The following is a 20,807-nucleotide window of genomic DNA, read 5'->3' on the forward strand; positions in this document are numbered from 1 at the left end:
AGGTCAGCGCAGCGGAAGTTCCGCCCGTACCTGCCAGTCGCCCTCGTCCGGCCCCGTCACCGCCCGCCCGCCGAGCAGCGCCGCCCGCTCGCGTATGCCGCGCAGCCCGCTGCCGTGCCCGGGGTCGGGGTCGGGTATGCGGGTGGTCAGCGGATTGCGTACCTCCAGGTGCAGCAGGTCGTCCGCGACGCCCACGCGGACCCGCACCGGAACAACTCCCGCGTGCCGCAGCACGTTCGTCAGCGCCTCCTGGAGGATGCGGTAGCCCTCCCGCGACACCGGCCCCGGCACCGTTTCCAGGCGCCCGGTCAGCTCGGCGTCGACCTTCGCGCCCGACGCCCGCGCCGACTCCAGCAGACGGTCGGCCTCGGTCAGCGTCGGCCTGTCGCTCACCGGCCGCCCCGACTCCCGCAGCACGCCGAGGACCCGCTCCAGGTCCGCGAGAGCCGACCGGCCGCTGTCCTCGATCGCCGCCAGCGCCCGGTCGGTGAAGTCCGGGTCGCCCGCCGCCCGCGCCGCGCCCGCCTGCACGACTGCCACCGTCAGCGCGTGCCCGATCGAGTCGTGCAGCTCCCGGGCGATTCGGTTGCGCTCCAGCAACTGCTGGCTGCGCTCCTCCAGGGCGGCGAGCCGCTCGGCCGCCGACGGGCCGAGCAGCCCGCGCGCGACGGCGGTGACCAACTCGCCCAGTCCGACGACGACGCCGTACAGGACGAGCAGCGGGACGGGGATCAGCAGCGTCAGCCACCAGCCGGGCGCCGCGTCGCCGAGGAGAGGCAGGTCGTCCGGCACCTGCCCGCCCGCGCCGACCACCAGGTCGTAGACCAGGGAGGGCAGCCACACACACGCGAACAGCGCCACCGCGCCGAGGGCCATCCTGGCCTCCAGCCACAGCACCGTACGCAGCCGGTCCCGCCAGGTCGCCGACGGCGCCACGGAGAGGCCGGGGTCGGAGTCGCCGGGCAGGAGCAGCAGCCGCGCCTGCACCCCCTCGCCGGTGCGCACGCCAGGGAGCAGACCGAGCGGGACGAGCACCAGGGCGGGCACCCACGGCCGCGAGGGGTCGATGAACATCCAGACGCTCACGACCAGCATCGGCACCCACAGGTGCAGCAGTCGTGTGTACGTCGTCCCCCGCAGCAGCGGGCGCAGGCATCGGCCCATGCCGGCCATCGTGACAGGCCCCACTGACAACGGCCCTCCCCCGAGCGAGGGAGCGGACCCCCCGGACGGGGGAAGCCCGGCACCCCTGCCGGCGGTCAGAGTCGTGGTCATGACCAGCATCGACGTCCACGACCTCACCAAGGCGTACGGCCCCTGGCGGGCCGTGGACCGCCTCACCTTCACCGTGCGGGCCGGCCGTGTCACCGGTTTCCTCGGCCCCAACGGCGCGGGCAAGTCCACCACCCTGCGCCTCGTCCTCGGCCTTGACCGGCCCACCTCGGGCACCGCCGGCATCGGCGGACAGGCCTACGCCACCCTCCGCGAACCCCTGCGGCACGTCGGCGCGCTGCTCGACGCGCAGGCCGCGCACGGCTCCCGGACCGGCCGCGACCACCTCCGCGCCCTGGCGGCGAGCAACCGCATCCCCGTCGGCCGGGTCGACGAGGTGCTGGCGGAGACCGGGCTCGCCCCGGCCGCGCGCCGCCGGGTGAAGACCTACTCCCTGGGCATGCGCCAACGCCTCGGCATCGCCGCCGCCCTGCTCGGCGACCCCGCGGTGGTGCTCCTGGACGAGCCGTCCAACGGGCTCGACCCCGAAGGCATCGTCTGGCTGCGCGGGTTGCTCACGCGGCTGGCCGCGGAAGGACGCACCGTGTTCGTCTCCAGCCACCTCATGAACGAGACCGCGTCCTTCGCCGACCACCTCGTCGTCCTCGGCCGGGGCCGCCTGCTGGCCGACACCCCGATGCGGGACTTCATCGACGCACGCGTGCAGCCACGCGTACGCATCCGTACGACCGACCCGACCGCGCTGCGGAGCGCCCTCGCCCGGCACGGCCACCATGCCGCGGAACACCCCGACGGGCACTGGAGCGTGCACCACGCGCGCGTGGACGACATCGGCCGCCTCCTTTCCGACGCCGCAGTCCCCCTGCTCGAACTGACCACGCAGGAAGGCACGCTGGAGCAGGCGTACCTCGACCTGACCGCCGCAGACGCCGAGTTCGCCGCCCAGCGGCACCAGGAGGCCTCACCATGACGACAACCAACGGAACCACGGCGTTCGCGCCCGCACTCCACGCTGAGTGGATCAAGATCCGTACGCTGCGCGCACAGCTCGCAGGCCTCGGCGCGGTGCTGGGCGCGACGGTCGCGTTCTCCGCGCTGGCCGGCGTCGGCACCGGAGGCACCGACGCCGACCCCCTGTTCTCCGTCTTCTTCGGCGTGAGCTTCGGCCAGATTGCGGCGGTCGCCTTCGGTACGTCGGCCGTCGCCGCCGAGTTCCAGGGCGGCACTCTGCGCCTGTCGCTGGCCGCGGTGCCCCACCGGGGGCGCTGGTTCGCCGCCAAGCTGACGGCGATCTCCCTGCCGGTGCTGGCCGTCGGCCTGGTCACAGGCCTGCTGACGCTGGCCGTGGGCAGCGCGGTGCTGGGGGAGAGGGCGGTGGGCCTCGGTACGGCGGAAGGCGTGCGCGGGGTGATCGGCTGCGCCGTGTATCTGACGCTGATGGCCCTGCTGGCCGCAGGCCTGACGACGGTCCTGCGCAGCGGAGTGGGGGCGCTGAGCATCCTCGTCCCGTTCCTCCTCATCGTGTCCTTCGTGCTCGGCGACCTGTCCGGCAACGCCGCCGACCTGCTGCCCGACCGGGCCGGCCAAGTGGTGCTCCACAGCAGATGGGACGGCCTCCTGGGCCCGTGGACCGGCCTGGCGGTGGCCGCCCTCTGGACGGCGACGGCCGTCGCGGCAGGGGCGTGGCGAGTGCGGCGCAGGGACGCCTGAGCCCGGAGGGGACTGACGACCCGCCCATTGTCAGTGGCGGCGGGTCTACTGGATCCGATGGACATCGACAGCTACCCAGCCGAGGTCGAGCGGTTCCACGAGGAGAAGGAGGTGCTGGCCGGGAGGCCGGCGGAGCGACGGGGAAAGCCGCACCACGTCGGCCTGCAGACGGTCCGGCCGCGCAGCGGCACCGAGGAGATACCCGAGCCCTGGGCCGAGCTGAGCCTGCGGGTGGCCCTGGGCGTGGCCGGCCTCGAACTGGACGGCGAGGACCCGGACGACGAGAGACAGCTCCTCGTAGGCGTCACGGAGACCGACCCACAGTGATCACCGACCCGTCCTCACGGTCGGCCACCCCCGATCGTCGGTCAGTCCTCCGGGTCGGTCGCCGCCGCCCGTAGCCGTGCGAACTCCTCCGCCATCGTCGTCGCCGTCCAATGCGCGTTCAGCCCACTGGGGTTGGGGAGCACCCATACGCGTGTGTTCCCGATGACCCGCTCCTGTGGACCCACGGTCGCCTTGCGGTCGTCGTAGGCCGCCCGGTAGGCGGTGACGCCCACGACCGCCAGCCAGCGTGGCTTCAGCAGCGTCACCTTCTGCGCCAGCAGCCGTCCGCCCTCCCGGTACTCCTCGGTGCTCAGCTCGTCGGCTCGCGCGGTCGCGCGGGCCACCACGTTCGTGATGCCGAGCCTGTGGGACAGCAGTTCCCGCTGTTCCATGGGCTTCAGCAGCCTCGGTGTGAATCCGGAGAGGAGCAGGACCGGCCAGAACCGGTTGCCGGGGCGGGCGAAGTGGTGGCCGGTGGCCGCCGTCATCAGGCCCGGGTTGATGCCGCAGAAGAGCACGCGGAGGCCGCCCGCGACGACGTCCGGTACGAGACGGTCGCGGGCGGCCTCCAACTCCGCCTGGGTGAAGCGCGTCAGAGGATCGCCCCGGGGGTGTAGCCGGCCGCCTGCGGACGCTGCTTCACGATCTCCTCGACCCGGCCGACGACCGTGGCCACCTGCGCGGAGGCGGCGCCCGTGAAGGACAGCTTGTCGGCCATCAGGGCGTCCAACTGGGCCCGGTCGAGCGGGAGGCGCTCGTCGGCGGCCAGCTTGTCGAGCAGCTCGTTGCGCTCGGCGCCCTGCTCGCGCATGGCCAGGGCGCTGGCGACGGCGTTCTCCTTGATCGCCTCGTGCGCGACCTCCCGGCCCACGCCCGCGCGCACCGCGCCCATCAGCACCTTGGTGGTGGCGAGGAACGGCAGGTAGCGGTCCAGCTCACGGGCGACGACCGCCGGGAACGCGCCGAACTCGTCGAGCACCGTCAGGAACGTCTCCAGCAGACCGTCCAGCGCGAAGAACGCGTCCGGCAGTGCGACCCGGCGCACCACCGAGCAGGACACGTCGCCCTCGTTCCACTGGTCGCCCGCCAGCTCGCCGGTCATCGACGCGTAGCCGCGCAGGATGACCATGAGCCCGTTGACGCGCTCGCACGACCGCGTGTTCATCTTGTGCGGCATGGCGGACGAACCGACCTGCCCCGGCTTGAAGCCCTCGGTCACCAGCTCGTGCCCGGCCATCAGCCGGATCGTCTTCGCCAGCGAGGAGGGGGCCGCCGCGAGCTGCACCAGCGCGGTGACGACCTCGTAGTCCAGCGAGCGCGGGTAGACCTGCCCGACGGACGTGAACGCCTGCGAGAAGCCCAGGTGACCGGCGATCCGGTCCTCCAGCTCGGCCAGCTTCGCGGCGTCGCCGCCCAGCAGGTCCAGCATGTCCTGCGCCGTGCCGACCGGGCCCTTGATGCCGCGCAGCGGGTAGCGGCCGAGCAGCTCCTCGACCCGGCCGTACGCCACGAGCAGCTCGTCGGCGGCGGTCGCGAACCGCTTGCCGAGGGTGGTGGCCTGCGCGGCCACATTGTGCGAGCGGCCCGCCATGACCAGCTCGCCGTACTCGCCGGCCAGCTTGCCCAGGCGCGCCAGGACGGCCACCGTGCGGTCGCGCACGAGCTCCAGCGAGAGCCGGATCTGCAACTGCTCGACGTTCTCCGTCAGGTCGCGGGACGTCATGCCCTTGTGGACCTGCTCGTGCCCGGCGAGGTCGTTGAACTCCTCGATCCGGGCCTTCACGTCATGCCGCGTGACCTTCTCGCGCTCGGCGACGGAAGCCAGGTCGACGGTGTCCAGGACGCGCTCGTAGTCGGCGATCGCCGCGTCCGGCACCTCGATCCCGAGGTCCTTCTGGGCCTTCAGCACGGCGAGCCAGAGCTGACGCTCCAGCTTCACCTTCTGCTCCGGCGACCAGAGCGTGGCGAGCTCGGCGGAGGCATAGCGTCCGGCGAGAACGTTGGGGATGCGGGGCTTGGCGGGAGCAGAAGTCACGTGCACGGATTCTACTGGCGATTCGTGCAGGCCAGCGCCACAGCCCGGTTCGGCGGAACCTACGAGACGGGCGTCACCTCGCGGAGTCCGGCGTCACCCCGCGGAGTCCGGTGTCACCCCCGCCGGGTCGGGCCGGACTCGTACGGCAGCAGTTCGGGGCGTTTCGGCGGCAGGCCGTCGCCGGACGGTGCACCCATGGGGTCGACTCGTCCGGAATGCGGTGCTGGACCAGCTCAGGAGCTGCTTCGGCGAGGTGCTCGTGAACAGGGATTGATCGTAGTCCCCGTAGCGCTGCGCGATGTCGAGACCGGCCAGCCGGCAGAGCGCCCGGAGTTCCTCGGGAAAGAAGCAGCGCATGCTGATTTTCTTGGTGCGTACGCACACGCCGTCGCGTAGGTAGTCCAGCGTGAAGCGCAGCACTTGGGCGGCGGCGTCGTAGCTGGTCGTCGCTCGCACGTCGAGCCTCGCCCCGTCCCGGTCCGCGACCGACTTGTGGTGGTAGGGCGACTCGGGGAGCCGGCACATCTTGGCCATGTCGGGGTTGAACACGTCCAGGATCAGGGTCCCACCTGGTCGCAGCACGTTTCGCGCCGAGGCGGGGAACGCGAACACGGAATCCAGGTCGTGCAGGTGCTGCATCGCATTGGTTGCCGAGAACACCAGGACAGGACCGCCCGCCCGCCCGGACCGCTTGGCCGAGGAAGAACGGGATGTCATGGGGGCGCGCGGTGAACTCCTGATCGTAGAAGTCCGCATCGTCGTATACGGCCAGGTTCTCCAGTGGCTTCATCGCGCCACCGTCGGCGTCGGGGCGAAAGCGTCAGCAAGGCTGGTCAGGATGGAGCCGGACCAACTGCTCTCCCCGAACACGCTGACCGGCATGGCGAGCACGCCGTACTCACGCTGGAGCGTCTCCGCCGGGATGTCGACCGGGAAGAAGTAGTTGCCGGGACACGTCCGGCTCGCCGTGGGAATCGCCCCGAGCACTTCGTCCGGCAGCCGTTCGAACAGCCGCTCAGCCCGTGCGGCCAGTTCGTCGACGACCTGCCGGGGCACGTCGCTGTGCTCGGTCAGTAGACGGTCGGCGAGCCTCAGATGAGCCAGCGTCGGCGGATCCGCCCGGAACGCGTCGGCCAAGTCGGCGTGCGTCGGACCCAGCAGGACCACGCCGAACGTACGTGGCCACAGCCATCCCTTGGTGACCGAATGCAGGAGGACCGCGCGACCGGTGTCCAGCAATCGCCGTGTGCCGGCAGCGAACGGGGCTCCCAGGTCGTAGACGCTGTCGATCAGCAGGCGGCGGCGTGGTGATTCCCGCAACCACGACATCACCGCGGCGCACTCGGCGTCGGACAGGTATCGGCCGAGCGGCTTGCTGGGGTTGGCGAGCAGCAGGTATTCGGGCCGGTCGTCCGCCGGCGACCTCGGCAGGGCCGGCGCCGGTAGCGTCGGGTAGGACGCGGGCGCCAGGCCTGCGGCGCGGGCCAGCTCGAAGTAGACCGGGTACACGTCGCTGGGCAGCCACAACCGCGCCCGCACAGCGCGCAGCCAGTGGAACACCACACCGAGCCCGTGCCGGACCCCTCGACAGACCATGGCGTGGCCCGACCACTCTTCCGGCAGCTCGAAGCGTCGCAGCCAGGCACGGGCGAGATCGCACCGGTGCACCGTACTCATGTCGGTCGGCGGTTCCGGTCGCATCGGAGCAAGCGCCCGGTACACGTTGGTCTCGGCGGCGTCCAGAAGCGACGAGGAAGCACTGAGGTGCCGCTGCCGGAATTCCTGGAACTCCTCGAACCTCATGCAGGTGCGCCTTCCGGCACGATCTCGCTCGCCCGGTCTTCCAGGGAGGCGTAGCAGCGTCCGTCGGCCATGACGTTCCAACTGCGGGCGATCCCGCTGGTGCGTTCCCAGAGCAGGCTGGGCTCGGTGTAAGCGGCGATTCGCATCGGCCGCCCGTCCCAACTGCCGTGGTAGACCGGCGCGCCCCAGGGCAGGCGGCTCGCCAGTTCGAAGCCGTGCTGCTCGGCGAACCGGGTGACGACGGACAGCGACACCTGGTGCTCTCGGCTCCAGATGTTGGCGGTGCGGTCGAAGTAGAGCGACTCGGTGCTGGTGGATACGTAGAGCTCTTTGAAGCAGACTTCCTCGACACCGAGAGCCGCGGCCCACGAAAGGTAGTCGGCGACCCCGGCCGCGTCGGCGACGCCGCCGTGCTGGAGCACGCAGATCAGCCTCATCCGCAGCCCCGGCCAGCGGTCACGTTCCACGCGCCAGGTGTCGATCACGGAACTCACCGGCGTGCGCAGCATCATCAGCCGCTCGCTGACGGCGTCGTCGTGATGGTGCCGGGAGACCGCCAGCACGCTCAGGCCCGCGGCGCTCAGGGCTGCGAGGCGGTCGGCCCGGTCGGCGTGCCGGCCTTTCGCCAGGGTGTGCGCGTTGGTGATCAGGACGACCTTCGGGAAGGCCGCCGAGCAGGCGGACACCAGTCGTAGCTGTTGTTCGAACGGTATGAGCGTGGGCTCCCCGCCGCCGGTGATCACCGCACGCTCGGCACCCGCCGCACGGGCGCGCTCCAGCCACTGGGCGACCGCGTCCCACGGGACCCGTGCCGGCGCCTGGTCGCTGGAGATCGACGCCGCGGAGAAGCAGAACGAACATCGGGCCTGGCAGGCGGAGGCGACCGGCAGAACCGAAACCGAGCGCGGTCGCGTGTCGGCGTAGCGACGCTGTGCCGATCCGTGCAGGTGCAGGGAGGCCGCCATCGCATCCTCGACGGTCGTCGGGCGCAGATTGAACTCGTCGCCCGCTTGGTCGAGTTCGTGGACCGCTGACAACCGGATGCGAGCCTCGTGCAGCTCCATGCCGAGGCCGGTCGACAGGTTGGGCACCAACTTGTCGGGGTCCACCATGGTTTCCAGCACCAGCAGCCGGTCGCCCGGAATGGCCAGACGGTCCAGCAGGCGTCGCGCCTTGCCGATGCCGATTCCCAACTCCGCACGGGTCAGCAGGTGGAACCGGTCGGAATAGGTACTCTCCGGAATCCCCGCCTTACCGTAAGCGAACGCGTACTTGTCGAAGCCCTTCGCGAAGTTCGACAGCACGATGACGTGGAAGCGCTGGTCGCCATGGTTCATCCCGTCATCATGCACGAGCGGGCCCAGGCGACATGGGCCGAACTGCTAGGGCGGAACGCGGGGTCCCGATCCGATCGAACGTCGACGAAAACGATGCTCCCGACAGCGTTGGCGTCCCGCAACAACGGCCGCAGGCCATGTGCAGGGAGGGAGGCGGCGCCCCGCGTTCAATCGGTGCATGGCAGCCGGGCGAGGCTCCGGGTCAGGGCGCCTGTCGCCAGTCCGTCACAGGGCCGGGGTTTGTGTGGTCGGCAGGGGTGACCCAGAAGGCTTTGCCCAGCTCGGCGCTGAAGTGGGCGCCTGTCCGGCCGTCGCCCGACGAGCGGCCGGTCAGGCGGCGGGCGATCCACGGGAGCAGGTACTGGCGGGCGAAGCGGGCGTCCGCGATGCGGCGGGCGGGCCAGTCCGGGGGTGGGGTCGCCGGTATCGGTATGTGCCACTCGGTGTCCTCGGGGGCGTGGCCGAGGGTCTGCCAGACGGCCTCGGCGACGCGGCGGTGCCCCTCCGCCGACAGGTGCAGCCGGTCGACGTCCCACAGGCGCGGGTCGGCGAGCGACGGGGCGCCGTACAGGTCGACGACGAGTGCGCCGTGCCGCTCCGCCAGTTCCTCCACGCACGCGAACAGTTCCTCCATGCGCGGCCGGAACCGTTCGAGCACCGGCCCCTGGCGGCCCGGGCTGCGCATCAGCACCAGGTGCTTGCAGGACGGGGCCAGGCGCTCCACGGCCTCCGTGAGCAGGCCCTTCACCCGGCCCATGTCGCACTTGGGGCGCAGGGTGTCGTTGAGACCGCCGACCAGGGTGATGACGTCGGCGCCCATCGCCGCCGCCACCGGCACCTGCTCGTCGACGATCTGGCCGATCAGCTTGCCGCGCACGGCGAGGTTGGCGTACCGGAAGCCGGGTGTGCGCGCGGCCATCCGTGCGGCCAGGAGGTCGGCCCAGCCCCGGTAGGAGCCGTCGGGCAGCACGTCCGACATGCCCTCGGTGAAGGAGTCGCCGATCGCGACCAGGCTGGTGTGTGTGGGGTTCGTCTGCATGGCGACATAGATGGTAGCCCGAGTCTCATACCCAGCGGTCGGTCACAGCCTGAGCGCCCGCTGCCGCCTCCCCGGTCTCCCGCCCGCTCTCACGCCCGTTGCCCGAACAGCTCCCGCAGTACGTCCTCCATGGTCACCAGGCCGGCCAGCCGGCCGTCCGAGCCGAGCGCCGCCGCCAGATGCGTACGGCTGCCGCGCATCGCGGTCAGGACGTCGTCCAGCGGGGTCGCCTCCCGTACCCGTGCGATGGGCCGCAGGTCGCGCAGCCGGAACGGCTCGTCGCGCGGGGAGGCGTCGAGGGCGTCCTTCACATGCAGGTAGCCGACGATCCGGCGGCCCTCGTCCACCACCGGGAAGCGGGAGAACCCGGACTCGGCGGCCAGCTCCTCCAGCTCCTCCGGGGTGATGCCTACGCGCGCGTAGACGACCCGTTCCAGCGGCAGGACGACGTCCCGCACCGGGCGGCGGCCCAGCTCCAGGGCGTCGTGCAGCCGCTCCTGGGCACGATCGTCGATGAGGCCCGCCTCGCCGGCGTCCCGCACGATCTGGGCCAGTTGGGCGTCCGAGAAGGCCGCGTCGACCTCGTCCTTCGTCTCGATCCGCAGCAGCTTCAGCAGGCCGTTCGCGAACGCGTTGACCGTGAAGATCACCGGGCGCAGCGCCCGGGCCAGGGTGACCAGCGGCGGGCCCAGCAGCAGGGCGCTGCGCACCGGCTCGGCGAGCGCGATGTTCTTCGGCACCATCTCGCCCAGCAGCATGTGCAGGTAGGTGGCGACGGCGAGCGCGATCACGAAGGACACCGCGTGCCCGGCGCCCTCCGGCACGCCCACCGCGTGGAACACCGGCTCCAGCAGGTGCGCGATGGCCGGTTCGGCGACGACGCCGAGGACCAGCGTGCACAGCGTGATGCCGAGCTGAGCGGCCGCCATCAGCGCGGACACGTGCTGGAGCCCCCACAGCACGCTCTTGCCGCGCCGGTCGCCCTGCTCGGCGTACGGCTCGATCTGGGAGCGGCGGACGGAGATCAGCGCGAACTCGGCGCCGACGAAGAACGCGTTGACGACGAGGGTCGCCAGTGCGATGAGCAACTGGACGGCGGTCACTTCCCGGCCTCCTGTTCCCGGCCCCCGGACGGGGCGGCGGCGAGCGGCGCGTGCAGCAGCACGCGCGCGGCCCGGCGCCCCGCGGCGTCGACGACGTCCATGCGCCAGCCGACGACCTCGACGGTGTCGCCCTCGGCCGGTATCCGGCCCAGCTCGGTGGCGACGAGACCGGCGAGCGTCTCGTACGGCCCGTCGGGGGCGTGCAGGCCCACCCGGGCGAGCTGGTCGGTGCGGGCGGCGCCGTCGGCCGAGTACAGGGCGCGGCCGTCGTCGTCCCTGCCCGCGGGCGCCAGGTCGGGCGTCTCGTGCGGGTCGTGCTCGTCGCGGACCTCGCCGACGACCTCCTCGACGATGTCCTCCAGCGTCGCCACGCCCGCCGTGCCGCCGTACTCGTCGATGACCACGGCCATCGTCCGCCTGCCGGACAGCCGGTCCAGCAGCCGGTCCACGGTCAGCGACTCGGGTACGAGGAGGGGTTCGCGCATGACCTCCGAGACGGGCACGCGCGCGCGGCGCTCCGCAGGGATCGCCAGCGTGTCCTTGATGTGCGCGGTGCCGACCACCGAGTCGAGGTTGCCGCGGTACACCGGGAAGCGGGACAGGCCCGTCGCCCGGGTCGCGTTCGCCACGTCCTCGCAGGTCGCCGCCGCGTCCAGGGCGAAGACCTGGACGCGCGGGGTCATCACGTTCTCCGCGGTCAGGTCGGCCAGGTTCAGCGTGCGCACGAACAGCTCGGCGGTGTCCGCCTCCAGCGCGCCCTGCTTGGCGGAGTGCCGGGCCAGCGCGGCGAGTTCCTGGGGGCCGCGCGCGGCGGCGAGTTCCTCGGTGGGCTCCACGCCGAAGCGCCGCACGATGCGGTTCGCGGTGTTGTTGAGGTGGCTGATGAACGGCCGGAACGCGGCACTGAACCAGCGCTGCGCGTTGCCCACCTTCTTGGCGACCGGCAGCGGGGTGGAGATCGCCCAGTTCTTGGGCACGAGTTCGCCGACGACCATCAGGAACAGGGTCGACAAAGCCGTACCCAGCACCAGGGCGACCGAACTCGACGTGGAGCTCGACAGACCGAGCGACTCCAGCGGCCCGGCGATCAGCTTGGCGATCGACGGCTCGGACAGCATGCCGACGACCAGGTTGGTGACGGTGATGCCGAGCTGGGCACCGGAGAGCTGGAAGGTGAGGTTCCGTACGGCCTTCAGCGCCCCGGCCGCGCCGCGCTCGCCGCGCTCCACCGCCCGTTCCAGTTCGCTGCGCTCGACGGTCGTCAACGAGAACTCGGCCGCGACGAAGGCACCGCACGCGAACGACAGCAGGATCGCCACCAGGAGCAGCAGCACTTCGTTCATCGGGTCGTCACCTCCGTCCCATGATCAGGCAGGGCGGGAGGGAGCGCGCGACGTCGCGTACGGGGACTGGGAGGCTCGCCCATGGGCGGACGCTCACACCTTTCATGTCATGAAGCCGGCGGTGGCGGGGGACTGCGCGGGTGGGTGATCCACACAATCCACACAGCCCCCCAATGGTAAAGGATCAGCAAAGCGGGGTCTGGTGGGCTCCGGTCAGTCCGTGAGCGGCTTCACCCAGCGCCGCCACTTCTCCTCCGGCGCGTACCCCGCCGCACGCCACGCATGATGCGCCGTGTCGTTGCGGGTGAGCACCATCGCGTCCCCGCGCCGCCCGCCCAGCGCCACGAACCGCTCCTCGGCGGCCGTCAGCAGCGCCGATCCGATGCCCTGACGCCGCCGCTGTGGGTGCACCGCCAGCCGGTACAGATGGCACCGCCACCCGTCGAACCCGGCGATCACCGTCCCGACCAGCTCACCGCCCTGCTCGGCGAGGAGCAACGCCTCGGGGTCCCGGGCGACGAGCCGCTCCACCCCGCTCCGGTCGTCGCTGATGCTCGTCCCCTCGGCGGCGGTCTTCCAGAAGGCGAGGACGGTGTCGAGGTCGTCGGGCGTCGCGGCCCGTATCCGCAGATCAGACATACGACGATCACAACACGGGCGCCGATCCCCGACCCGGAATTCCAGAATCCGGACGGACGGCCGTCACCTACCCGGTACCCGGACGGCCGCCAACAGGGAAGCCCATTCGTACTCACTCGTACTCACTCGTGCGCGATCGCCGCCAGTACGTTCATCCGGGAGGCGCGCAGCGCCGGCAGCAGTGCCGCCACGACGCCGACGACCGCCGAGCCCACGACGACCGCGACGAGCGTGGTCCACGGGACGGCGAACGCCTTCATGCCCTGCAACTGCAGCACCTGCTGGATGCACACGCCCCACACCAGGCCGAGCGCCAGCCCCAGCACCGCGCCGAACACCGCGATCACCACCGACTCCAGCCGGATCATCCGGCGCAACTGCCGCCGGGCCAGCCCGATGGCCCGCAGCAGCCCGATTTCCCGGGTCCGCTCCACCACCGACAGCGCCAGCGTGTTGACCACGCCGAGCACCGCGATGACGATCGCGAGCCCGAGCAGCGCGTACACGAGGTACAGCAGGACGGCGATCTGGTCGTGCACCAGCTTCTTGTAGTCGGCCTGGTCGCGGGGCTGCACCTGCGGATACGCGGCGAGCGTCTTGTCCAGTCGGGGGCGCAGTTGGTCGGCCGTGGTGCCGGAGGCCGCGTTCACGTACAGCGCGGAGTCCTGCCCGCCGGGCACGTACTTCTCGACGGTCGCGATCCCGAGGAACAGGCCGCCCTGCGTCCCGAACCCCTTGGCGGCGTCCTGGTCGGTGAGCGCGGCGACCTTCAGCGACGTCGTCCGGTCGCCGGGGAACTCCACCGGCAGCACGCTGCCGACCCGCACGCCGTGGTCCTTCGCGAAGTCGACGTCCATGCCCATGGCGCCGTCGGCCAGCGCCGTCGCCGAGTCCCCTTGCGCGTACGTGATGTGCGCGACGTCGTCGACCCGGTCGCCGTAACCGGTGGCGGTCGTCTCGACCCGCTTGCCGTCGGGCAGCCGTACGGCGATCGGCGTGAACCGCTGCCGTACGACGAGACCGACGCCCTCGGTGCCCCGCACCGCGTCCGTGACCTCCTTGGAGAACGGGGTGAAGCCGGCGTTCTGGATCACGAAGTCGGCGCCCAGCGTTTTGTCGATCTGTTCGTCGAACGACTTCGACATGGAGGCGCTCGCCACCGACATCCCGCCCACCAGGGCGAGCCCCACCATCAGCGCCGCCGCCGTGGCGCCCGTACGGCGCGGGTTGCGCAGGGCGTTGCGCTGGCTCATCCGGCCGACGGAACCGAACAGCGCGGGGAACGCGCCGCCCAGGACCCGGATCACCGGGCGGACCAGGAGCGGGCCCGCGACGACGGTGGCGATGAGGGTGAGGACCACGCCCAGGCCCAGCAGCGAGGCCGCCGACGCCGTCTTCGAGGAGTTCACGCAGCCGACGAGCGCGGCCACGCCGAGCGCTCCGACGACCGCGCCCACCACCCCGCGCACCTTCAGCGGCCGGCCCACCCCGGCGATGTCCGCGTCCGCCAGGGCCGCCATCGGCGACACGGTTCCGGCGCGCCGGGCCGGGAGGTAGGCCGCCACGAAGGTGACGCCGACGCCGACGACGTACGCCGCCACCGGGGTCGGCCAGCCGACGACCATCTCCGCGGTCTTCAGGTTCATGCCGAACGCGCTCATCAGCTTGATCAGCCCGGCCGCGAGCCCGATGCCGGCGGCGAGCCCGAGGGTCGACCCGACCACGCCGAGCAGCACCGCCTCGGTGAGCACCGAGCGCCGCACCTGACGGCGGTCCGCACCCAGGGCGCGCAACAGGCCCAGTTCGCGGGTGCGTTGGGCGATCAGCATCGAGAACGTGTTGACGATCAGGAACACGCCGACCAGGACGGCGATCCCGGCGAAGCCGAGCATCACGTACTTGATGACGTCGAGGAACCCGCCCAGGGACGCCGCCGACGACTTCGCCTGCTCGTCGGCGGTCTTCACGTCGTACGGCCCGCCGCCGAGCGCGGCGGCCACGCGCTGCTTGAGGACGGCGTCGCTCACGCCGTCGGCCGCGTCGACGGAGATGCTCGTGGCCCGGTCCGCCGAGCCCAGGAGCTTCGCGGCGGCCGTCGCGGGGTCGAGGAAGACCAGGGCCGCGCCGGGGTTGGTGGTGGTGAAGGTGGCGATGCCGACGATCTTCACCTTGAACGTGCCCGGTTGGGCCATCACGGTGAGGGTGTCGCCGATCCGCACGTGCTTCTTGTCGGCGGTGTCGGCGTCGAGCATGGCCTGTCCGGCGCCGTGCGGGGCGTGCCCGGAGGTCAGTTTCACGGGGCTGCGGTGGGTGAGGTACCAGTCGGTGGCGATGGTGGGCGCGCCCGTGGTCGGTCCGACCGACTTGTTCGCGCTGTCGACGATCGTGATGTTCTGCACGCCGACGTCCGGGTGGGTCGCCGCGACCCCGGCCACGCGGGCCAGCCGCCCGGCGAGGGCGGCGGGCACGGTCTGCACGGCGCCGCTCGGCACGTTGGAGCTGAGGTCGTCCCTCGGCTCGACGGTGACGTCCGCCGCCGTGGAGGCGAAGAGCCGGTCGAAGGTGCGGGTCACCGTGTCGGAGAAGATCAGGCTGCCCGCGACGAACGCCACCGACAGGACGACGGCGAGCGCCGACAGCAGCAGTCGGCCCTTGTGCGCGAAGAAGCTTCGCAGTGTCGCCTTCAGCACCGGTTCAGTCTCCCTGGGTGGTGCCGTCGAGGAGGGCCCGGGCGGCGTCAGCGCCGGTGGGCTGGGGGTTTCCCCCGGAGAAGAGGCGCATGCGCTCGAGGACCGCCTCGGCCGTGGGCCGCTCCATCTCGTCCACGATGCGCCCGTCCGCGAGGAAGAGCACCAGGTCGGAGTGGGCGGCGGCGCCCGGGTCGTGGGTGACCATGACGACGGTCTGGCCCAGCTCGTCCACGGCCTGGCGCAGGAAGGAGAGCACCTCAAGGCCCGCCCGCGAGTCCAGGTTGCCGGTCGGCTCGTCGGCGAAGATCAGCTCGGGCCGGGAGGCGAGCGCCCGTGCGCAGGCCACGCGCTGCTGCTGGCCGCCGGACAACTGCGACGGCCGGTGCTTGAGCCGGTCCCGCAGACCCAGCGTGTCGATCACCTGGTCCAGCCACCTCTGGTCGGGCTTCTGGCCCGCGATGTCCATGGGCAGGGTGATGTTCTCGGCCGCGTTCAGCGTCGGGATCAGGTTGAACGACTGGAACATGAACCCGATCCGGTCCCGCCTGAGCCGGGTCAGCTCCCGGTCCTTCAGCCCGGTGATCTCGGTGTCGCCGAGCCACACCTGACCGGCCGAGACGGTGTCGAGGCCGGCCAGACAGTGCATCAGGGTTGACTTCCCGGACCCGGACGGCCCCATCACGGCGGTGAAACGGCCGCGCCCGATGTTCACGTCCACCGCGTCCAGGGCGAGCACCGTGGTCTCGCCCGAGCCGTACGCCTTGGTCAGACCGCGGGCGCGGGCCGCGCTCCCGTCGGCCGAGGCCAGGCCGGGAGCGTGCTCCGCAGCAGGTGTGGACAAGGCTGCCTCCTCGCTCGGACGGGCCGCCTGGGTACGGGTGGCCCTGCCCGGCCGAGCGTAGTGTGACCCGGCGCACACCGCGCATCCCTTTTTCACTTCCGGTCCGCCCTTGCCGCTGCTAGCATCCCGGCGCTAGCGTCGAGGTATGGCGAAGACCCAGCTCAACGTACGCGTCGACGAGGGCACGGCCCGGGCGGCCCGCGAGCGCGCCACGGCCCGTGGCATGAGTGTCAACCGCTACATAGAAGAGCTGGTCAGACAGGACGCCGGGGAGATCGGCCAGACGTTCGTCGAGGCCGCCAGCGACTTCATGAAGCAGTACGAGGCCGTCTTCGTGGAGGAGTTCGGCGCGGAACGCGAGGGCGGCACTCCTGGGGTCGGCACTCGCGAGGCCGGTACCGCTGCGGCCGGTACCGCTGTGGCCGGTACTTCCGGGGCCGGTACGAGCGAAGGTCGCCGCTGATCCCTTGAGCGACCTCCGCATCGACCTCGCCTGGCTGCTCATGCTCGCCGAACAGAAGACTCCGGGGGACCCCCAGGTCACCGACTGGGGGGCGCTGGTCGCGGCCGTGGCGCGCCACCAGGCCGAGATATTCGACGTGCCCGTCTACGACGACGCCCCGGCCCGCGCCGCCGCCCTGCTCCAACTCCTCATCCACGTCCCCGCGTTGGAGCGCTCCAACGCCCTGTTCGCCTGTGCCGTCGCGTACGCCTACCTCGTCGCCAGCGGCCTGAAGGTGGCCACCTCGCCCGAACAGGTCCGCGACCTGGCCCGGTTGGTGAAGAACGGCGAGGCGTCGGTGTCCGAGATCGCGCGCGAACTGCGCCAGTGGAGCCGGTGACCGAGCACACGCGAACAGCGGGCGGCGGCCGGGCCCGCTGTTCCCGTCGTGCGGGTCGGCGGGCTACTGGATGAAGTCGCGCACCTGCTCGTACACGCCGTGGTCGTTGTTCATCGCGTCGTGCGAGATACAGCCGACGCCGACGTTGGTGGCCCCGCTCAGCAGCGCCGAGGAGTCGGGGTCGATGGCGGCGTCGCAGTTCGACCAGTAGGCGGCGTAGTTCACGCTGCCCGGGGTCTCGTCACCGGCGTTCAGCGCGGTGACGAACGAACTGCCGGTGACCATCTCGGCGCAGGAGGTGTACAGCCAACTGCACAACGAGGCGATCCCCGTACCGTGGTTGGTGCCCGCGACGGAGACCCAGTCGTCGACGTACGCCGTCCCGCCGAGGTTCTTGAGGTAGTAGCGGGAGCTGAGCGCGCCCATGGAGTGCACGACGACGTCGACCTTGCTGGCGCCGGTTCTCGCCAGCACCTTCTGGATCTCGGTGGCCAGTTGGGCGGCGGTCGTCACGTTCGACTGGGTCCAGGTGTACGTCCACGCGTCGAGCTCGGCGGCCGTGTAGCCGTCGGCCTCGAAGTCGGCCACCCAGTCGTCCCAACTGCTCGACGAACTGTTGATGCCGTGCACGAAGACGATCGGGTCGTGGGTCGCCGCGTGGGCCGCGGGGGCGGCGAGGGACAGTGACAGCAGGAGCGAAGAGACCGCGGCCGAGAGGGTCGCGGCGATGCGACGCTTGTGGCGCTGCATGATGCCTCCTGAAACGTGTGGGGTTGCCAGGAGTGTCCGACGGGTCTACGCGCGCCGCATCGGTGATATCGCCGGTCTTTACGATTCAAGTAACCCGCCAGTAACGTCAGTTGCGTGGTGACACCGGTGAACCCCCCACTTTTTGACCGCACTTCGCCACCGACGCCCCCGGACCCATGTCCGCGCCCGGCCTCGGCGCTGCCCGAAGGCGTCCGCGTGCGCGCGCTGCGACTCGTATACGGCGATCCGCGCGCCGCCGCCGAACTCGCGGCGCGGCTGACCGTACGGCAGGCGGCCGGCCTCGACCCGCTGCCGACCGAGCCCGCCGACCTCGCCCCCGCCGTGCTGCGCGGCTGCCGCGCGGAGCTCCGCGCGCTGCCGGAGGACACCCGGCTGCTGCTCCTGCTGGCCGCCGCCGACCAGTACCCGGTGGCCACCCACGCGTTCCTGCGCGCCGTGGCCGCCGCCCGCCTCGACACCCGGCCGCTGGACGCGGCCGAGGCGGCGGGCCTCGCGTACGCGACGGCCGGCGGGGTCGGCTTCCGGGACGCGTGGACCCGGATCGCCGCGTACGAGACGGCCGCCCCGGCCGACCGGCGTGACGTCCACCGGCTCCTCGCCCGCGTCCTGCACGGCCCGGCGGAGACGCCCCGGCGGTCCTGGCACCGGGGCGCGGGCGCGCTCGGCCCCAGCGGGCGGCTCGCCGCGGAACTCGCGGCGGCGGCCGGCCAGGCGCGCGCCGCCGGTGACCCGGCCCTCGCGGGCGCCCTCGCCGAACGCGCCGCCGCGCTCTGCACCGACCCGCGCGAACAGTCCCGGCTCCTCGCCCACGCGGCGACCGACGCCTGGCACTGCGGCGACGGCGACCGCTCCCGCACCCTCGCCGCCCGCACGGACACCGATGCCCTCACCGGCATCCTCGCCCTGCGCACGGGCGACGCGACGGAAGCCTTCGACGCCTTGCTGGCAGGCGCGGCACGAAGCCCCGACGAACCGGGGGTCACGCCGGGCACCCCGGCACGGGCGCGGGCGCAGGACGGCGGCGTCGACACCGTGACCGTTCGTGTCCCGGCCATGGCAACCGCCTCCACCCCCGCCACCCATCTCCTGGCCCGCGCCGCAGAAGCCGCCGTCTACACCGGTGACCTGCGGCGGTGCCGTGAAGTGCGGTGGGTCGCACGGGGGTTGGGGGTCGATCCGCCGGGGGTGTCGGGCGGGATCGTCGCGGCCGTCGAGGGGCGGTACGAGGACGCGCGGGACCTGTTGGAGGCGACCGCCGGTCGGTGCGGGCCGGGCGGTGATCCCACCCTGCTCGTGCACGCGGGCATCGCCGCCCTGCTGCTCGGCGACCACCATCGCGCCGCGACCGCCACCGTCCGCGCGGCCGCCGCCGCCCGCGCCCGGGGACACGTCGCCGTCGTGTCCCAGGCCATGGAGTTCCACGCCTACACCGACTTCTGGACCGGCCGCCCGCGCTCCGCCGAGGCCGCCGCGCTGGACGCCCAGCGCCAGGCGTACGCCACCGGCCAGGACAACGGCGCCTGCCATCTGGAGGCAGCCCTCGCGATGTTCGCCGCGCTCACCGGCGACGCCGACCTGTGCCGGGAGCGGGCCGCCGCCGCCCGCTCGTACGCCCTCGCCCACGGACTGGGCCTGCCCGCCGCCCTCGCGCAGTGGGCCCTCGCCTTCCTCGACCTCGGCCACGGCCGCTACGCCGCCGCCGCGACCCGGCTGCGCGCCCTCGCCGCCTCCGGTCCCGGCCACGGCCACCGGGCCATCCGCCACCTCGCCACCCCGCACTACGTCGAGGCGGCAGCCCGCACCGGCGACACCCGGATCGCCCGCGCCGCGCACGCCGACTACGACCGCTGGGCCCGCGCCGTGCGCAGCCCCGACGACCTCGCCCTCAGCGCCCGCTGCCGGGCCCTGCTCACCCCGGGCGCCGACGCCCTCGACCACTACCGCACGGCCCTCGACCTGCACGCCGAAGGCACCCGCGCCGTCGAACGCGCCCGCACCGAGCTGCTGTTCGGCAGCGCCCTGCGCAGACTGCGGCTGCGCACCGAGGCCCGTGACCGGCTGCACAGCGCCCTGGAGGCGTTCGACTCCTTCGGCGCCCCGCACTGCGCCGAGGCCGCCCGCGCCGAACTCCGCGCGCTCGGCGCCCCCGCCGCCCCGGCCCACGCGGGCCGCCGCCCGACGACCGAGCTGACCGCCCAGCAACTCCTGGTCGCCCGCATGGCCGCCGACGGCGCCACCAACCGCGAGATCGCCGCCCGCCTCGCCCTCAGCCCCCGCACCATCGACCACCACCTACGCGGCGTCTTCACCCGCCTCGGCATCCGCTCCCGCATCGAACTCGTCCGCCTGCTCGCGGACGCCGAAGACGGTTAGCCGCCCACCCCGGCCCGCTCCCGGAACGCCTCCGCCTGCCAGGTGCCGTCCAGCCGCGGGGCCAGCCAACCGGGCGCCGCCGTACGGAAGTCGGCGGGCGCGAGCGTGCCGGCGCCCGCGGGTAGGGCGCCCAGCAGGGGTGCCCCGGAGACCTCCGGCAGGTCCGCCACATTGCAACGGGACGCCAGGTCGGGGGAGTTCGGCCAGCTTCCGATGACGACCCCGAGCAACTCGACGCTGCGGGACCGCAGTTCACGGGCCGTCAGATCTGTCGTGTTAAGGGTGCCGAGGCCCGCCGACGCCACGAGCAGCACCGGCGCCCGCAGCGACTGCGCCACGTCGGCCAGCGTGCCGCCCGCCTCGTCGAACCGTACGAGCAGACCGCCCGCGCCCTCGACGAGCACCAGGTCGTGGTCCGTCGCCAGTTTCCGGGCCGCGTCGACCACCTCGTACGGCCGCACCGGCGGACGGCCCGCCCGGCGGGCCGCCGTCGCCGGGGCCAACGGCTCCGGGTAGCGGGCGAGTTCGGCCGTGGTCAGCGGGCCCGCGAGGCGGGCCACCTCGGCGGCGTCGCCGGGCTCGGCCGGCCCCACGCCGGTCTGCGCGGGCTTCAGGACGGCCACCGAGCGGCCCGCCGCCAGCGCCGACGCCGCGACCGCGGCCGTCGTGACGGTCTTGCCGACCTCCGTGCCCGTCCCCGTGATCACCAGGATCGGCATGC

General features: G+C 72.4%; 19 protein-coding genes and 1 pseudogene. 6 read left to right on the forward strand and 14 right to left on the reverse strand.

Translation table 11 applies throughout. The features are described from left to right. Positions 1-3: 3 nt before the first annotated feature. Positions 4-1,164 (reverse strand): sensor histidine kinase, encoded by a 1,161-nt coding sequence (locus BMZ82_RS02950; RefSeq protein ID WP_093771852.1) that lies wholly within the window; start codon positions 1,162-1,164, stop codon positions 4-6. A 109-nt stretch (positions 1,165-1,273) separates the two neighbouring features. On the opposite strand from BMZ82_RS02950, the gene BMZ82_RS02955 reads away from it, so the two are divergent. From BMZ82_RS02955 to BMZ82_RS02965, 3 genes are read left to right on the forward strand one after another with little or no spacing between them, the layout of a single operon-like run. Beyond that, positions 1,274-2,203 carry an ABC transporter ATP-binding protein gene (locus BMZ82_RS02955; protein ID WP_093771854.1) on the forward strand — a complete coding sequence of 310 codons (930 nt, stop codon included), beginning with the start codon at positions 1,274-1,276 and terminating at the stop codon, positions 2,201-2,203. After that, entirely contained in the window at positions 2,200-2,943 is a 744-nt protein-coding gene (locus BMZ82_RS02960; RefSeq protein ID WP_093771314.1) for an ABC transporter permease, read from the forward strand. Before BMZ82_RS02955 ends, BMZ82_RS02960 begins: the two co-directional genes overlap by 4 nt. Before the next feature lie 57 nt (positions 2,944-3,000). Further along, positions 3,001-3,270: a hypothetical protein gene (locus BMZ82_RS02965; protein WP_177244356.1), complete on the forward strand. Its 270-nt coding sequence runs from the start codon at positions 3,001-3,003 to the stop codon at positions 3,268-3,270. A gap of 41 nt (positions 3,271-3,311) precedes the next feature. Here BMZ82_RS02965 and mug read toward each other — a convergent pair whose 3' ends face one another. The 11 genes from mug to BMZ82_RS03020 all read right to left on the reverse strand — a co-directional run bounded on the left by mug (position 3,312) and on the right by BMZ82_RS03020 (position 16,100). After that, a complete protein-coding gene (gene mug, locus BMZ82_RS02970; RefSeq protein WP_093771316.1) occupies positions 3,312-3,866 on the reverse strand; it encodes a G/U mismatch-specific DNA glycosylase in 555 nt (184 codons plus the stop codon). Then, positions 3,863-5,305 (reverse strand): adenylosuccinate lyase, encoded by a 1,443-nt coding sequence (purB, locus tag BMZ82_RS02975; RefSeq protein ID WP_093771856.1) that lies wholly within the window; start codon positions 5,303-5,305, stop codon positions 3,863-3,865. The genes mug and purB overlap by 4 nt, the downstream gene beginning before the upstream one ends. A gap of 93 nt (positions 5,306-5,398) precedes the next feature. Next, the gene (locus BMZ82_RS02980; protein WP_143098813.1) at positions 5,399-6,022 is read right to left on the reverse strand and encodes a class I SAM-dependent methyltransferase; all 624 of its coding nucleotides are present in this window, start codon (positions 6,020-6,022) and stop codon (positions 5,399-5,401) included. Positions 6,023-6,091: 69 nt separating this feature from the next. Further along, the gene (locus BMZ82_RS02985; protein ID WP_093771320.1) at positions 6,092-7,108 is read right to left on the reverse strand and encodes an aminotransferase class I/II-fold pyridoxal phosphate-dependent enzyme; all 1,017 of its coding nucleotides are present in this window, start codon (positions 7,106-7,108) and stop codon (positions 6,092-6,094) included. Continuing rightward, on the reverse strand, positions 7,105-8,412 hold the full coding sequence (locus tag BMZ82_RS02990) for a radical SAM family protein (protein ID WP_256251724.1): 1,308 nt from the start codon (positions 8,410-8,412) through the stop codon (positions 7,105-7,107). The genes BMZ82_RS02985 and BMZ82_RS02990 overlap by 4 nt, the downstream gene beginning before the upstream one ends. A gap of 235 nt (positions 8,413-8,647) precedes the next feature. After that, positions 8,648-9,484, reverse strand: a complete 837-nt coding sequence (locus tag BMZ82_RS02995) for an SGNH/GDSL hydrolase family protein (protein WP_093771324.1) — start codon at positions 9,482-9,484, stop codon at positions 8,648-8,650. Positions 9,485-9,573: 89 nt separating this feature from the next. After that, a complete protein-coding gene (locus BMZ82_RS03000) occupies positions 9,574-10,587 on the reverse strand; it encodes a hemolysin family protein (RefSeq protein WP_093771326.1) in 1,014 nt (337 codons plus the stop codon). Then, a complete protein-coding gene (locus BMZ82_RS03005) occupies positions 10,584-11,930 on the reverse strand; it encodes a hemolysin family protein (protein ID WP_093771328.1) in 1,347 nt (448 codons plus the stop codon). The genes BMZ82_RS03000 and BMZ82_RS03005 overlap by 4 nt, the downstream gene beginning before the upstream one ends. Before the next feature lie 213 nt (positions 11,931-12,143). Further along, entirely contained in the window at positions 12,144-12,569 is a 426-nt protein-coding gene (locus BMZ82_RS03010) for a GNAT family N-acetyltransferase (RefSeq protein ID WP_093771330.1), read from the reverse strand. A gap of 122 nt (positions 12,570-12,691) precedes the next feature. Next, positions 12,692-15,259, reverse strand: coding sequence for an ABC transporter permease (locus BMZ82_RS03015; protein WP_093771332.1), 2,568 nt, complete (start codon positions 15,257-15,259; stop codon positions 12,692-12,694). A gap of 4 nt (positions 15,260-15,263) precedes the next feature. After that, positions 15,264-16,100 (reverse strand): ABC transporter ATP-binding protein, encoded by an 837-nt coding sequence (locus BMZ82_RS03020; RefSeq protein WP_093771334.1) that lies wholly within the window; start codon positions 16,098-16,100, stop codon positions 15,264-15,266. Positions 16,101-16,245: 145 nt separating this feature from the next. Between BMZ82_RS03020 and BMZ82_RS03025 the strand changes: the two are divergent. Both BMZ82_RS03025 and BMZ82_RS03030 read left to right on the forward strand, forming a co-directional pair. Further along, positions 16,246-16,476 (forward strand): annotated as a pseudogene (locus BMZ82_RS03025) (toxin-antitoxin system HicB family antitoxin); the annotation flags it as partial. 91 nt (positions 16,477-16,567) lie between these two features. Beyond that, positions 16,568-16,942: a fic family toxin-antitoxin system, toxin component gene (locus BMZ82_RS03030; protein WP_093771336.1), complete on the forward strand. Its 375-nt coding sequence runs from the start codon at positions 16,568-16,570 to the stop codon at positions 16,940-16,942. Positions 16,943-17,005: 63 nt separating this feature from the next. Here BMZ82_RS03030 and BMZ82_RS03035 read toward each other — a convergent pair whose 3' ends face one another. Continuing rightward, the gene (locus BMZ82_RS03035; protein WP_093771338.1) at positions 17,006-17,692 is read right to left on the reverse strand and encodes an esterase/lipase family protein; all 687 of its coding nucleotides are present in this window, start codon (positions 17,690-17,692) and stop codon (positions 17,006-17,008) included. A gap of 114 nt (positions 17,693-17,806) precedes the next feature. Between BMZ82_RS03035 and BMZ82_RS03040 the strand changes: the two genes are divergently transcribed. After that, entirely contained in the window at positions 17,807-20,086 is a 2,280-nt protein-coding gene (locus BMZ82_RS03040) for a LuxR C-terminal-related transcriptional regulator (protein ID WP_371270989.1), read from the forward strand. Here the strand turns inward: BMZ82_RS03040 and bioD are convergent. Beyond that, positions 20,083-20,805, reverse strand: coding sequence for a dethiobiotin synthase (gene bioD, locus BMZ82_RS03045; protein ID WP_093771860.1), 723 nt, complete (start codon positions 20,803-20,805; stop codon positions 20,083-20,085). The genes BMZ82_RS03040 and bioD overlap by 4 nt on opposite strands. Positions 20,806-20,807 lie beyond the last annotated feature (2 nt).

Origin of the sequence: Streptomyces sp. yr375 (assembly GCF_900110755.1) — a bacterium.
In the GTDB taxonomy this organism is placed as follows: domain Bacteria; phylum Actinomycetota; class Actinomycetes; order Streptomycetales; family Streptomycetaceae; genus Streptomyces.

Bases quoted from the DNA above. Each gene is read 5' to 3' on its own strand.
- BMZ82_RS02950 (WP_093771852.1), bottom strand. From the start codon at position 1,164: ATGGGCCGATGCCTGCGCCCGCTGCTGCGGGGGACGACGTACACACGA.
- BMZ82_RS02955 (WP_093771854.1), top strand. From the start codon at position 1,274: ATGACCAGCATCGACGTCCACGACCTCACCAAGGCGTACGGCCCCTGG.
- BMZ82_RS02960 (WP_093771314.1), top strand. From the start codon at position 2,200: ATGACGACAACCAACGGAACCACGGCGTTCGCGCCCGCACTCCACGCT.
- BMZ82_RS02965 (WP_177244356.1), top strand. From the start codon at position 3,001: ATGGACATCGACAGCTACCCAGCCGAGGTCGAGCGGTTCCACGAGGAG.
- BMZ82_RS02980 (WP_143098813.1), bottom strand. From the start codon at position 6,022: ATGACATCCCGTTCTTCCTCGGCCAAGCGGTCCGGGCGGGCGGGCGGT.
- BMZ82_RS02985 (WP_093771320.1), bottom strand. From the start codon at position 7,108: ATGAGGTTCGAGGAGTTCCAGGAATTCCGGCAGCGGCACCTCAGTGCT.
- BMZ82_RS02995 (WP_093771324.1), bottom strand. From the start codon at position 9,484: ATGCAGACGAACCCCACACACACCAGCCTGGTCGCGATCGGCGACTCC.
- BMZ82_RS03005 (WP_093771328.1), bottom strand. From the start codon at position 11,930: ATGAACGAAGTGCTGCTGCTCCTGGTGGCGATCCTGCTGTCGTTCGCG.
- BMZ82_RS03010 (WP_093771330.1), bottom strand. From the start codon at position 12,569: ATGTCTGATCTGCGGATACGGGCCGCGACGCCCGACGACCTCGACACC.
- BMZ82_RS03035 (WP_093771338.1), bottom strand. From the start codon at position 17,692: ATGCAGCGCCACAAGCGTCGCATCGCCGCGACCCTCTCGGCCGCGGTC.
- bioD (WP_093771860.1), bottom strand. From the start codon at position 20,805: ATGCCGATCCTGGTGATCACGGGGACGGGCACGGAGGTCGGCAAGACC.